Genomic DNA, 13,065 nt, shown 5'->3' with positions numbered 1-13,065 from the left:
CTCCATGGCCCGCGCCCGTGTCCTCCTGCTCAATGCCGCCCTCGGCCCGCTCGACTATCGCATCCCCCATGGCATGACGGCCAGGCCGGGCAGCATCGTGGTCGCCCCGCTGGGCCCGCGCCAGCTCGTCGGTGTGGTCTGGGACGAGGAATCCTTCCCGGATGTCGAGACGGTCGGCGACAACCGTCTGCGCAACCTGCTGGAAGTGCTTGACGCGCCGCCGCTGCCCGAAACGCTGCGCCGGCTGATCGAATGGACCGCCGACTATTATCTCGCCCCGCCGGCCGCCGTGCTGCGCATGGCGCTGGCGTCGATGTCGGCGCTGGAGGGAACGCGCACCGTCATCGAATATCGTGCCACCGGCCAGCTTCCCGATCGCATGACCGAACAGCGAACCCAGGCGATGGAGCGGATCGGCGACCGGCAGGGGCTGGTGCGCGAACTGGCGATGATCGGCGGGGTCAGCGATACGGTGATCCGCGGCCTGGTGAAGGCCGGCGCGTTCGAGCCGATCGAGGTCAGCGTCGACACCCCCTTCCCCGAGCCCGACCCGGCCCACGCGCCGCCGGCCCTGTCCGATCAGCAGATGGCGGCCGCGACCGACATGGCGGACGCAGTGCGTGCCCATGAATTCGCCCCCTTCCTGCTCGACGGCGTCACCGGATCGGGCAAGACCGAGGTCTATTTCGAGGCGATCGCCGCAGCCATCCGCGCCGGCAAGCAAACCTTGGTGCTGCTGCCCGAAATCGCCCTGACCGAACCCTTTCTGGAGCGGTTCGAGAAACGCTTCGGCACGGTCCCGGTCAACTGGCATAGTGGCCTGCGCCAGAGCGAGCGCCGGCGCGCCTGGCGCGCGATCGCGGCGGGCGAGGCCCGCGTCGTCGTCGGTGCCCGATCCGCCCTGTTCCTGCCCTACCCCAATCTGGGTCTGATCGTCGTCGACGAAGCGCATGAGGCGAGCTTCAAGCAGGAGGAAGGCGTCCATTATCACGCCCGCGACGTCGCCGTGATACGGGGCCTCATCGAACATTTTCCGGTCGTTCTGGCCTCCGCCACGCCGGCAATCGAGACACGGCATCAGGTCGATCTCGGCCGCTATCGCGAGATCAAGCTGCCGGCCCGTTTCGGCGGCGCACAGATGCCCGATATCGAGGGCATCAACCTACTGACCGATCCGCCCGAGCGCGGTCGCTGGATCGCCCCGCCGCTGGTGGTGGCGATGGAGGAAGTGCTGGCCAAGGGCGAGCAGAGCCTGCTCTTCCTCAACCGGCGCGGATATGCGCCGCTGACGCTGTGCCGCCATTGCGGCTATCGCTTCCAATGCCCCAACTGCACCAGCTGGATGGTTGAGCATCGGCTGACCAAGCGGCTCGCCTGCCATCATTGCGGCCATGTCATCCCGGCGCCGCGCTTCTGCCCCGAATGCAAGGAAGAGGACAGCCTGGTCGCCTGCGGCCCCGGCGTCGAGCGCATCGCCGACGAGGTGAAGGCGCTGTGGCCACAGGCGCGGGTCGCCATCGCCACGTCCGACACCCTGCATTCGCCCGCCCGCGCTGCCGATTTCGTCAAGTCGGTGGAGGCCGGCGACATCGACATCATCGTCGGCACCCAGCTCATCACCAAGGGCTATCATTTCCCGAACCTGACCCTGGTCGGCGTGATCGATGCGGACCTGGGGCTGGAGGGCGGCGACCTGCGCGCGTCCGAACGCACCTTCCAGCAGATCATGCAGGTCGCCGGGCGCGCCGGGCGTGGCGAAAAACCGGGCCATGTCTTCATCCAGACCCGCATGCCCGATGCGGAGGTGATCCAGGCGCTGATCGCCGGCGACAGCGAGCGCTTCTATCTGATCGAGACCGAAAATCGCCGCCGCGCTAATGCCCCGCCCTTCGGCCGTTTCGCCGCGATCATCATTTCCAGCGAGGACAGCGACGAAGCCGCACAGACCGCGCGGCTGATCGGCAAGTCGGCGCCGCAGGTGGAGGGCATGCGCGTCTATGGCCCCGCCCCAGCCCCCCTTTCGGTGCTGCGCGGCCGGCATCGCCATCGCCTGCTGATCCACGCCACGCGCCAGGTCGACATCCAGTTGGTGATCCGCGAATGGCTGGGCAATCTGGTGTGGAAATCCACCACCCGCGTCGCGGTGGACGTCGATCCCTACAGCTTCATGTGATGGCCGCGCCGATCGAGAGCCCCTGCCGCAATCTCTGTTCGCTCGATGCCGAGCGCAAGGGCTGCACCGGCTGCGGCCGCACCCTCGACGAAATCGTCCATTGGCGCAGCATGACCGATGCCCAGCGCACCGCCGTCATGGCGCGGGTGAAGGATTTCGAGCCGATCCGTCGTTAAAGCGGCATCGCATCGCCCGGTGCGACGATGATGACCACGCGGCGGTTTTCCTGACGGCCGACCTCGCTGCCATTGCTCGCGACCGGCGCCCGCAACCCCATGCCCACCGGATGCAGAGCCGCCGGGGCCATGCCGCCCGCCGCCAGCGCGTCGGCGACGGCCTGCGCCCGCTTCTGCGACAATTGCTCATTATAGGCGGCCGTGCCGGTATTGTCGGTATGCCCCTCCACCTTGGCGCCGTGCACCTCGACCGCCACCAGCGCGCTGGCGATACGGCTGATCACGTCGCGCTGCGCCGGGATCAGCACGCTCTGGTCGGTCGAGAACAACAGCCGGTCGGCCATGCCGAACTCCCAGTTGCTGCCGACCGGCTGAAAGCCATTGGCACGCAGCACCGTCTTCTGCGCTTCGGTGAAGCCATCACTCGGCTGCACCGTCTGACAGGCCGCCAGCAAAGTCAGCGCCAGGAGGGAAAGAAGCTTTCGCATATTGTTCCTCATCATCAATTCCGGCCGTCGCTCCGCGCCTTGGCCGCATACATGGCCGCGTCGGCATGGCGCAGCAGTGCGCGCGGATCGACACTGTCCTGTGGATAGAGAGCGCTGCCGATGCTCAGCGAGGATCGGATGCTGACGCCGCTCGGCAACATGATCGGCTGGGTCATGCTGGTCCCGATCTGCGCCGACATCTGATCGGCTTCGGCTCGGGTCGCCCCGGCGGCCAGGATCAGCGCAAATTCGTCGCCACCCAGACGGAAGGCCATGTCGCCCGGCCGCAAAGCCATGCGCAGCCGCGCCGCGATGACGATCAGCATGACGTCGCCGGCATCATGGCCATGGCTGTCATTGACCTGCTTGAACCGGTTCACATCGACATAAATGACCGCGAAGGACGTATCGCCTTCATCGGCCTGCGCCATGGTCGCCGCCAGCTCTCGCTCGAACATCGCACGATTGCCTAGGCCGGTCAGCGGATCGCGCGTCGCCTGGCGCTCCAGGATACGATTCTCGTTCAAAATGCCGGTGTGCCATTCGTCCAGTTCATCCAGCAGCGCATTGAAATCGCGCGCGAACTGATCGACCTCATGAATGCCGGCGACCGGCACGCGCCGATCGAACTGGCGGTCAGTGCGAACTGCATGGGCGACTTGTGCAATATGGGCCAGCGGTCCCGTCACGTCGCGCTGCAACCGCCGCGCCAGCAACTGGGTCGCGACGATGGTCAGACCAAGGCAGGCGAGCGCAGTGGCGACCCCGGACAGGATATAGCGCCCCAGCCCGCCGGCATCGCCGAACACCTGCACTTCGGCCACGACGACCGGCCCATGATGGACCGGCACCCGCACCGGGCTGGGCCAGAACAGCGCGTCCACGATCCGGGACAGGTTGCCGGCCATGCCGCGATCGGGCCGGTTCCAGGCCGCGATCAGCCGTCCATCACGATCATGCAGCTCGACCGATCGCACGCTTTCGGATGCCGCCACCGTGGCGATCCCGCGCCGCGCCGCATCGACATCATCGAACACCAGAGCCGGCTCGACCGTATAGGCGACGGTCTGCGCGATCAGCGTCAGGTTGCGCGCGGCATAGCCGCGAATGACGGTGACACCTGTCACCGTCAGCGTCAGGCCCGCCATCAACACGGCGAACAAAATCAGGCGCAGATGCGCTCGCGCCAGCAACTGACGCAAGGTCGGCATTGCGGTCGGGCTTGGCTCGGCCATGGTCAATAGCCCCCCTTAGCCACGCGCAGCACGCGCGGATCGATCCGCACCGTGGATCGGGACACCGCATCGATGTTGAGCTGGAAGGACAGGGTCTGCGGCGCGAACAACAGGCAGAACATCGCCCCACCCGCACAGTCGCGATCATCCTCCGCGATGGTCACCACCGGATTGCCGCGCACTGCCGCGATCAGCCGCTGGCGCACCACCGCGTCCAGGCTTCCGAGATAAAGCGCATCGCACCGCGCGGCCGGCGCGGCCTCGTCGGCGGCCAGCGCCACCGTGGCGATCCGCGCCCCGTTCGTCAGGCTGATCTCATCCAACTGGTCGCCATGGGCGACGACACCGGCCATGCACATGCGCACGACCGGCCGCGCGGTTGGCCAGCGGGTAAATTCCAGGATGGATCCGACCATGCGCGCCACGCCGGCGGCCATCCGGTCGGGACCGGGACCGATCGGCATCGCCACCGGCCGCGCCAGCGGCAAGGCCACTGTCATGGTCGGTGTCATCAGCAACAGCCAGAACAACAGACTACGCAAGCCCACCCGCCCCCATCGAAGAAGGCGCGAGCCTATAGTTAATCAAAAGTTAAATTACGAGAATATTGTGACGCAAGCGGATCGAGAAAGGATCATTCACCTGTCGCCTTCGCTGTCATCTTCGCGCGGCGCTCCGCTTCTAGCAGGCTCCGCTTGCGGTCGACTCCATAGGCATAGCCGCCCAGGCTTCCGTCGCTGCGCAGCACACGATGACACGGCACCAATATTGCCAGGCCATTGTCGCCGCAGGCGGTCCCCGCCGCGCGCACCGCGCCCGGCCGGCCGATCGCCGCGGCGATCTCGCCATAGCTGCGCGTCTCGCCCGCCGGGATCGCCCGCAAGGCGGCCCAGACCGCCTGCTGAAAGGCGGTGCCGCCGACATCGGTTGGCAGGTCGGCCCCCGCCCCCGGATCATCCACCAGTGCAGCCACGGCACGCGCCCAGCGATCCAGCGCTGCGTCCGAGGGCAACAGAGTCGCGTTGAGATATCGGCGGCGCAGGTCCGCCTCCCCTTCATCGAAGGCGATGCGGCACAGGCCGCGCTCGGTCGCCGCGACCAGCAGCACGCCCAGACTCGTCCCGATCACGACATGGCGGATATCGACGCCGCGCCCGCCCTCGCGCCAGGCGCTGGGCGTCATGCCCAGATGCCGTTCGGCATCGGCATAGGCGCGGCTCGGCGCGTTATAGCCCGCCTCATAGATCGCATCGGTCACGCGGCCGGGCGTCGCCAGCGCCGCCTTCAGCCGTTCAGCGCGCAGATCGCGGGCATAGGCGGCCGGGGTCAGGCCGGTGATCCGCTTGAACAAGCGATGGAAATGATGCGGCGCATAGCCGACATGGTCGGCCATCTCCTCCAGCCGGGGCGGCGTTTCGGCCGCGCGGATCAGGCGGATCGCCGCTTCCACCGCCTGCTGGTCGCGCCCCACCTCATCCGGCCGGCAGCGCAGGCAGGCGCGGAAGCCCGCCGCACGGGCCGCCGCACCATCAGGCAGGAAGATCATATTCTCCCGCTTCGGGTGCCGGGCTGGGCAGCTGGGCTTGCAATAGATGCCGGTGGTCAGCACCGCCCCGACGAAGCAGCCATCCTGCCGGCGATCGCGCGCCAGAAAGGCGGTCCAGCAGTCTGCGGCGTCGGGCATGGCGGCCGGGACGGGTTCGGGGCGTGTCATCTGGTTCATGGATATGGGGTAATCCAGACGGCTTGGCGAGGCTTCCCGTCGCTTGCGGTCAAAAGCACACGGCCCGTCGCATCCGCTTTTTCCCGATTGCCTAAAGCGGGCCTTCGCATATGTATGCGCCTCCTATGGTCGCCCTTTTCCGTCGCCTTCGCCCGATCGCCGCGCTTGTCGCGTCCCTCGTCCTGCTCAGCCCCGCACGGGCCGAACAGCAGGATATCACCGCCGCCGCGCGCAGCGTGGTGCGCGTCGCCCTGGTCGCGACCAATGGCGCGGACGCCTATTTCGTGGGCCATGGCAGCGGCATCGCGATCGCCCCGGACAAGGTGCTGACCAACGCCCATGTCGTCGAACTGGCGCGCGAGGAGAAGGACCTCGTCATCGGCGTGATCCCGTCGGAGGGCAAGAAAAGCTATGGCGGACGGATCATCGCCTATTCGCCGGGCAATGACCTGGCCCTGATCCAGCTGGAGGAAGGCAGCCTGCCGGTCGCCACCTTCTATGCCGGGGCGGTCGATGACGGCCAGCATGTCACCGCCATCGGCTATCCCGGCACCGTCGATCGCGCCCAGGGCCTCAGCCTCAAGCAACTGGTCGAACCGCTCGGCACGGTGAAGACCAGCGGCAGCATCTCCTCCGGCCGTTCCAGCCAGAGCTTCGACACCATCCTGCACACCGCCCCGCTTGCCGCGGGCAACAGCGGCGGCCCGCTGGTCGATGATTGCGGCCGGGTGCTGGGCGTCAACAGCTTCGGCTCGATCTCGGACGGCAATGATGCCGAATTCGGCTTTGCCGTATCCTGGCGCGAAGTCGCCTCCTTCCTGCGCCAGGCCGGCGTGTCCTCGCTCCACACCGTCGTCGCCTGCCGCACCATGGCCGAAGCCGACGCGGCCGAAGCCTCGATCACCCAGCGCGAATCGCAGCTGACCGAACAGAATGACCGCGCCGCCGCCGACAAGCGCGAGCAGGCGCTGCAGCAGGCCCGCGACACCGCCGAGCGCGACGTCATTTCCGGCCGCGAAAATGCGATGGCGGGCGCCGCCGTGCTGCTGGCCCTTGCCGTGCTGGGCCTGGGCGCTGGCGGCCTCTTCTACAGCCAGGGCCGCGAAAAGCGTGCCACCTGGTTCATCGCCGGTGGCGGCATCCTGCTGATGGGCGCGCTTGGCCTGTTCGTCTTCAAGCCCAGCTTTGCCAGCATCGATGAGCGGATGAAGCTGCCCGAGGACCAGAGCGTGGTCAGCAACAAGGCCTTTGCCTGGGCCGGCGACAATATCTGCCGGATCGACCTCAACCGCAGCCGGCTGACCGTGTCGCAGCCCAATGATGTCGGCCTGAACTGGGCCGAGGGCGGCTGCGTCAACGGCGACACCCAATATCAGGCGACCGGCACGACCTGGCAGCGCGCCCATGTGCCCGACGAGGGCAATTATGTCAGCCGCAGCGAATTCGACCCGGCCACCGGCCTGTTGCGGGTGCAGCGCTGGCTGCCCGATGGCGACACGATGGACAAGGCCCGCGCCCTGCTGAAGGATGGCCCGATCAAGGGATGCAGCAGCGATTCCACGATGTTGACCCGGATCGCGACGCTCCAGTCGGACCTCGCCGCGCTGCTGCCGCCCCAGCCGAACGAGCGGCTGGTCTATCATTGCCAAAAAGGACGGCTTGCCCCCGCAGACCCCGCTCCCTAGCCTGTCCGTTTTACCGAAAAACTCAGTCAAATTGGCTTGATTTCGTCGATGCGATGGAATCGTGTCACATGACTTGCATAGTCATATTGGCACTGCTAACCGGCCCGACAACAGGGGACGGTTATTACTGCTCCCCCTCTTTTTGCATGACCGGCAAATCAAGTTGGAGGACGGTAAGCGCGTGGAGACTACCGGCGGTATTCAGGCCAGCCTCAGCGGCCGCTATGCGGTGGCGCTGTTCGATCTGGCCCGCGACGGCAAGACGCTCGACACCGTCGCAGCGAGCCTCGCGGCAATCAAGGCGGCGATCGCAGAATCGTCTGATTTCAAGGGCCTGATCAACAGTCCCGTTCTCAGCCGCGACGCAGCGGGTAAGACGATCGCGGCGGTTGCATCCGCCATGTCGATCGATCCGCTGACGACGAATTTCCTGGGCGTGCTCGCCCAGAACCGTCGCCTCTCGCAGCTTCCCGCGGTCATCCGCGCCTATGAGACGCTGCTGTCGAATCACAAGGGCGAGGCCCGCGCCGAAGTGACGAGCGCGCATCCGCTCACCAAGACTCAACTGACCGCGCTGGCCAAGGGCCTCAAGGCGCGCGTCGGCCGCGACGTTGCCGTCGAGGCCAAGGTCGATCCCGCGATCCTGGGTGGGCTGGTCGTCAAGATCGGCAGCCAGATGATCGATTCCTCCATCCGCACCCGTTTGAATAGTCTCGCCCTGGCGATGAAAGGCTGAACATGGATATCAACGCCGCAGAAATTTCGAAGGTCATCAAGGACCAGATCGCCAATTTCGGCACCGAAGCGCAGGTCAGCGAAGTCGGTTCCGTTCTGACCGTGGGTGACGGCATCGCCCGCGTCCATGGCCTCGACAACGTCCAGGCGGGCGAAATGGTCGAGTTCGCCAATGGCGTTCAGGGCATGGCACTCAACCTCGAAGCCGACAATGTCGGCATCGTGATCTTCGGCTCGGACGCCGAAATCAAGGAAGGCGACACCGTCAAGCGCACCGGCACCATCGTCGACGTTCCCGTCGGCAAGGGCCTGCTGGGCCGCGTCGTCGACGGCCTCGGCAATCCGATCGATGGCAAGGGCCCGATCGAATATACCGAGCGCAAGCGCGTCGAAGTCAAGGCACCGGGCATCATCCCCCGCAAGTCGGTGCACGAACCCGTGCAGACCGGCCTGAAGGCGATCGACGCCCTCGTCCCCGTCGGCCGTGGCCAGCGCGAACTGATCATCGGCGACCGCCAGACCGGCAAGACCGCCGTCGCGATCGACACCTTCATCAACCAGAAGGGCATCAACGCGGGCGACGACGAGAGCAAGAAGCTCTACTGCATCTACGTCGCCGTCGGCCAGAAGCGCTCGACCGTCGCGCAGATCGTCAAGCAGCTCGAAGAAAATGGCGCGATGGAATATTCGATCGTCGTCGCCGCGACCGCTTCGGAACCCGCTCCGCTCCAGTATCTGGCGCCCTATACCGGCGTCACCATGGGCGAATTTTTCCGCGACAACGGCATGCACGCCGTGATCGTGTATGACGACCTTTCCAAGCAGGCCGTCGCCTATCGCCAGATGTCGCTGCTGCTGCGTCGTCCTCCGGGCCGCGAAGCCTATCCGGGCGACGTTTTCTATCTCCACAGCCGCCTGCTGGAACGCGCTGCGAAGATGAACGACGCCAATGGCAATGGTTCGCTGACCGCGCTGCCGATCATCGAGACCCAGGCAGGCGACGTGTCGGCCTATATTCCGACCAACGTGATCTCGATCACCGACGGCCAGATCTTCCTCGAAACCAACCTCTTCTACCAGGGCATCCGTCCGGCCATCAACGTCGGCCTGTCGGTGTCGCGCGTCGGCTCGGCCGCGCAGACCAAGGCGATGAAGAAGGTTTCGGGCTCGATCAAGCTGGAGCTGGCCCAGTATCGCGAAATGGCGGCCTTCGCCCAGTTCGGTTCGGACCTCGATGCCTCGACCCAGAAGCTGCTGAACCGCGGCGCGCGCCTGACCGAGCTGCTGAAGCAGGGCCAGTTCTCGCCGCTGCCGTTCGAAGAGCAGACCGCGTCGATCTTCGCCGGCACCAACGGCTATCTGGACGGCATCCCGGTCAAGGACGTGACCCGTTATGAAGAGCTGATGCTCGCCTATCTGCGTCACGACCACCCCGAAGTGCTGACCGCGATCCGCGACAGCAAGGATCTGGGCGACGACGCCAAGGGCAAGCTAAAGGCTGCGCTGGACTCGTTCGGCAAGACCTTCGCTTAAGACGCTGTGCTGACCGCCCATTCCCTTCTTGCCTGGACCGTGATGTCGATCGGTCTGGTGCTGCTGCCGGGGCCGGACACCATGTTGGTGGCCGGCCACGCGGCGCGCCGCGGGTTCAAGGCGGGAATGGCGGCGATCGGCGGCATCCAGCTCGGCGGCCTGTTCTACATGCTGTTGTGCGGCTTCGGCTTCCTCAGCGTGCTGAATGCGGTGCCGGGGCTGTTCTTGGGCGTTAAGATCGCCGGTGCCCTCTATCTGGCCTGGATGGGCTTTGGCCTGCTGCGCGGTGCGATCAAGCCGACGCCGGCAAGCGAAACGCCCAAGGTCCGGATCGGCGGATCGCCCTTCGCCCAGGGCCTGGTCAGCACCGTGCTGAACCCCAAGGTCGCGATCTTCTTCCTCGCCGCGCTGCCGCAGTTCGTGGGCACCGGCCCGGATGCGCCGTGGCAGGGCATGCTGCTGATCGCGATCGTCTATGGGCTCGGTTTCCTGTGGTGCGCCCTGCTCGCGCTGCTCGCCACCAAGGCGGGTCGCAAAGTGGGGCAGAGCAGCGCGATGCGCTGGTTCGAAGGCGCCATGGGCGTCGGTTTCTTTGGTCTCGCGGGCCGTCTGGCCCTTGCTCGGAATATTTGAACTATGGCTAGCCTCAAGGAACTGAAGCTGCGCATCGGGTCGGTGAAGTCGACCCAGAAGATCACCAAGGCGAAGCAGATGGTCGCCGCGGCCAAGCTGCGCAAGGCGCAGGCCGCTGCCGAAGCTGCCCGCCCCTATAGCGAGCGACTGGAAGCGGTCGTCGCGAGCCTGGCGACCAAGATCGCCGGTGGCTCGGGCGAAGGCGCTTCGCCGCTGCTCGCCGGCACCGGCAAGGACGAAGTCCATCTGCTGGTCGTCGCCAATAGCGATCGCGGCCTTGCCGGCGCGTTCAACGCCAATATCGTGAAGGCCGCGCTGGCCAAGGCCCGCGCGCTGGAGCTGGATGGCAAGAAGGTGCTGTTCTACCTGATCGGCCGCAAGGGCCGTCCGGTGATCAACCGCACCTATCCGGGCAAGATCGTCGCCAATTACGACACCACCGGTGCCAAGGAGCCGGGCTTTGCCCAGGCCCAGGCGGTGGCGCAGGAACTCAGCCAGATGTTCCTCGACGGCAAGTTCGACGTCGCCCATCTCTTCTATTCGCGCTTCAAGTCGGCGCTCGCGCAGATCCCGACCGAACAGCAGATCATCCCGGTGAAGATTCCCGCCGACGCCGACCGCAACGCGATCGCCGCCACGGTGGAATATGAGCCGAGCGAGGAAGCGATCCTCGACGACCTGCTGCCGCGCAACGTCACGGTGCAGCTCTTCAAGGCACTGCTGGAAAACAACGCGTCCGAACAGGGTGCGTCGATGACCGCGATGGACAATGCGACCCGCAATGCCGGCGACCTCATCAACAAGCTGACGATCCAGTATAACCGCAGCCGCCAGGCCGCGATCACCACCGAACTCGTCGAAATCATCTCGGGCGCCGAAGCCCTCTAAGGACAAGCAGGCAAGGACATAGTCATGGCAACCACCAACAATGTAGGCCGCATCTCGCAGGTCATCGGCGCCGTCGTCGACGTGACCTTCCCCGATGCGCTTCCGGCGATCCTTTCGGCGCTGGAAACCAGCAACAACGGCCAGCGCCTGGTGCTGGAAGTCGCCCAGCATCTGGGTGAGAACACCGTCCGCACCATCGCGATGGACTCGACCGACGGTCTGACCCGCGGCCAGGAAGTCACCGACACCGGCGCGCAGATCTCGGTTCCGGTCGGCCCGGCAACGCTCGGCCGCATCCTGAACGTCGTGGGTGAGCCGATCGACGAGCGCGGCCCGGTCGCCACCGAACTGCGTTCGCCGATCCATGCCAAGGCACCCGAGTTCGTCGACCAGTCGACCGACGCCTCGATCCTGGTCACCGGCATCAAGGTCATCGACCTTCTGGCCCCCTATGCCAAGGGCGGCAAGATCGGCCTGTTCGGCGGCGCCGGCGTGGGCAAGACCGTTCTCATCCAGGAACTGATCAACAACATCGCCAAGGGCCATGGCGGCACCTCGGTCTTCGCGGGCGTGGGCGAACGCACCCGTGAAGGTAACGATCTGTACCATGAATTCCTCGACGCCAACGTCATCGCCAAGGATGCCGACGGCAACGCGATCAGCGAAGGTTCGAAGGTGGCCCTGGTTTATGGCCAGATGAACGAACCGCCGGGCGCCCGTGCCCGCGTCGCCCTGTCGGGCCTGACGATTGCCGAATATTTCCGCGACGTCGAGAACCAGGACGTGCTGTTCTTCGTCGACAACATCTTCCGCTTCACCCAGGCGGGCGCGGAAGTGTCGGCTCTGCTCGGCCGTATTCCTTCGGCCGTGGGCTACCAGCCGACCCTGGCGACCGACATGGGTCAGCTGCAGGAACGCATCACCTCGACCAACAAGGGCTCGATCACCTCGGTGCAGGCCGTCTACGTCCCCGCGGACGACTTGACCGACCCGGCGCCGGCGACCTCGTTCGCGCATCTTGACGCCACCACCGTTCTCAACCGCGCCATTTCGGAACTGGGCATCTATCCGGCGGTCGATCCGCTGGACTCGACCAGCCGCGTTCTGGAACCCCGCGTCGTCGGCCAGGAACATTACGACACCGCCCGTGCCGTCCAGTCGATCCTGCAGAAGTACAAGTCGCTGCAGGACATCATCGCGATCCTGGGCATGGACGAGCTGTCGGAAGAGGACAAGATCACCGTTGCCCGCGCGCGCAAGATCCAGAAGTTCCTGTCGCAGCCGTTCCACGTCGCCGAAGTCTTCACCGGCATCTCGGGCAAGTTCGTCCAGATCGAAGACACAGTGAAGTCGTTCAAGGCCGTGGTCGATGGTGAATATGACCATCTGCCCGAGAACGCCTTCTACATGGTCGGCGGCATCGACGAAGCCATCGAAAAGGCGAAGAAGCTGGCTGCCGAAGCAGCCTAAGCTCTAACCCCATATACCCCTCCCCGGTTCGGGGAGGGGGCATAGGACATAAAAATGGCACTGCATTTCGAACTCGTGACCCCTGAAAAGCTCGTCCGCTCGGAAGAGGTCTATCAGGTCGTCGTTCCCGGCACCGATGGCGACTTCGGCGTGCTGGAGGGCCACGCGCCCTTCATGTCGACCGTGCGCGACGGCGGGATCCAGATCTTCGCATCGGCTGGCGCCGCACCGGAAATCATCCCGGTCGAGGGCGGCTTTGCCGAGGTCAATGAAAAGGGCCTGACGGTTCTCGCCGAAAAGGCGGGCTAATCGCCCTGATGTGGGGG

The 13,065-nt window shown here is 65.7% G+C and carries 13 protein-coding genes; 9 read left to right on the top strand and 4 right to left on the bottom strand.

Annotated features, from left to right (window positions below; translation table 11 throughout):
* Nucleotides 1–4 precede the first annotated feature (4 nt).
* Together E5554_RS08865 and E5554_RS08860 are read left to right on the top strand one after the other, a co-directional pair.
* Nucleotides 5–2,173, top strand: a complete 2,169-nt coding sequence (locus E5554_RS08865) for a primosomal protein N' (protein ID WP_136186574.1) — start codon at nt 5–7, stop codon at nt 2,171–2,173.
* Nucleotides 2,173–2,349, top strand: coding sequence for a DUF1289 domain-containing protein (locus tag E5554_RS08860; RefSeq protein WP_048938600.1), 177 nt, complete (start codon nt 2,173–2,175; stop codon nt 2,347–2,349). Before E5554_RS08865 ends, E5554_RS08860 begins: the two co-directional genes overlap by 1 nt.
* Here the strand turns inward: E5554_RS08860 and E5554_RS08855 are convergent.
* The 4 genes from E5554_RS08855 to ada all read right to left on the bottom strand — a co-directional run bounded on the left by E5554_RS08855 (nt 2,346) and on the right by ada (nt 5,795).
* The gene (locus E5554_RS08855) at nt 2,346–2,837 is read right to left on the bottom strand and encodes an OmpA family protein (protein ID WP_136186573.1); all 492 of its coding nucleotides are present in this window, start codon (nt 2,835–2,837) and stop codon (nt 2,346–2,348) included. The two genes, E5554_RS08860 and E5554_RS08855, sit on opposite strands and share 4 nt — an antisense overlap.
* 14 nt (nt 2,838–2,851) lie before the next feature.
* Entirely contained in the window at nt 2,852–4,072 is a 1,221-nt protein-coding gene (locus tag E5554_RS08850; protein ID WP_136186572.1) for a diguanylate cyclase, read from the bottom strand.
* Between the two features lie 2 nt (nt 4,073–4,074).
* The gene (locus E5554_RS08845) at nt 4,075–4,620 is read right to left on the bottom strand and encodes a YfiR family protein (RefSeq protein WP_234415643.1); all 546 of its coding nucleotides are present in this window, start codon (nt 4,618–4,620) and stop codon (nt 4,075–4,077) included.
* Between the two features lie 86 nt (nt 4,621–4,706).
* Nucleotides 4,707–5,795 (bottom strand): bifunctional DNA-binding transcriptional regulator/O6-methylguanine-DNA methyltransferase Ada, encoded by a 1,089-nt coding sequence (gene ada / locus E5554_RS08840; RefSeq protein WP_136186571.1) that lies wholly within the window; start codon nt 5,793–5,795, stop codon nt 4,707–4,709.
* A 125-nt stretch (nt 5,796–5,920) separates the two neighbouring features.
* Here ada and E5554_RS08835 point away from each other — a divergent pair, with 125 nt between their 5' ends.
* The 7 genes from E5554_RS08835 to E5554_RS08805 all read left to right on the top strand — a co-directional run bounded on the left by E5554_RS08835 (nt 5,921) and on the right by E5554_RS08805 (nt 13,048).
* Nucleotides 5,921–7,480 carry a serine protease gene (locus E5554_RS08835; protein WP_136186570.1) on the top strand — a complete coding sequence of 520 codons (1,560 nt, stop codon included), beginning with the start codon at nt 5,921–5,923 and terminating at the stop codon, nt 7,478–7,480.
* 181 nt (nt 7,481–7,661) lie between these two features.
* Complete coding sequence (locus tag E5554_RS08830; RefSeq protein WP_004210769.1) at nt 7,662–8,216, top strand: F0F1 ATP synthase subunit delta; 555 nt, start codon at nt 7,662–7,664, stop codon at nt 8,214–8,216.
* A gap of 2 nt (nt 8,217–8,218) precedes the next feature.
* Entirely contained in the window at nt 8,219–9,748 is a 1,530-nt protein-coding gene (gene atpA, locus E5554_RS08825; RefSeq protein WP_004210768.1) for a F0F1 ATP synthase subunit alpha, read from the top strand.
* Nucleotides 9,749–9,790: 42 nt separating this feature from the next.
* Complete coding sequence (locus E5554_RS08820) at nt 9,791–10,381, top strand: LysE family translocator (protein ID WP_004210767.1); 591 nt, start codon at nt 9,791–9,793, stop codon at nt 10,379–10,381.
* Nucleotides 10,382–10,384: 3 nt separating this feature from the next.
* Complete coding sequence (locus E5554_RS08815; RefSeq protein ID WP_004210766.1) at nt 10,385–11,269, top strand: F0F1 ATP synthase subunit gamma; 885 nt, start codon at nt 10,385–10,387, stop codon at nt 11,267–11,269.
* Between the two features lie 24 nt (nt 11,270–11,293).
* Nucleotides 11,294–12,739, top strand: coding sequence for a F0F1 ATP synthase subunit beta (gene atpD, locus E5554_RS08810; protein WP_004210765.1), 1,446 nt, complete (start codon nt 11,294–11,296; stop codon nt 12,737–12,739).
* 54 nt (nt 12,740–12,793) lie between these two features.
* A complete protein-coding gene (locus E5554_RS08805; protein WP_136186569.1) occupies nt 12,794–13,048 on the top strand; it encodes an ATP synthase F1 subunit epsilon in 255 nt (84 codons plus the stop codon).
* Nucleotides 13,049–13,065: the final 17 nt, after the last annotated feature.

Source organism: Sphingobium sp. PAMC28499, assembly GCF_004795815.1.
Taxonomy (GTDB): Bacteria; Pseudomonadota; Alphaproteobacteria; order Sphingomonadales; family Sphingomonadaceae; genus Sphingobium; species Sphingobium yanoikuyae.
The sequence above is the reverse complement of the archived record's forward strand: the minus strand, read 5'-3'. Positions and strand labels throughout refer to the sequence as shown.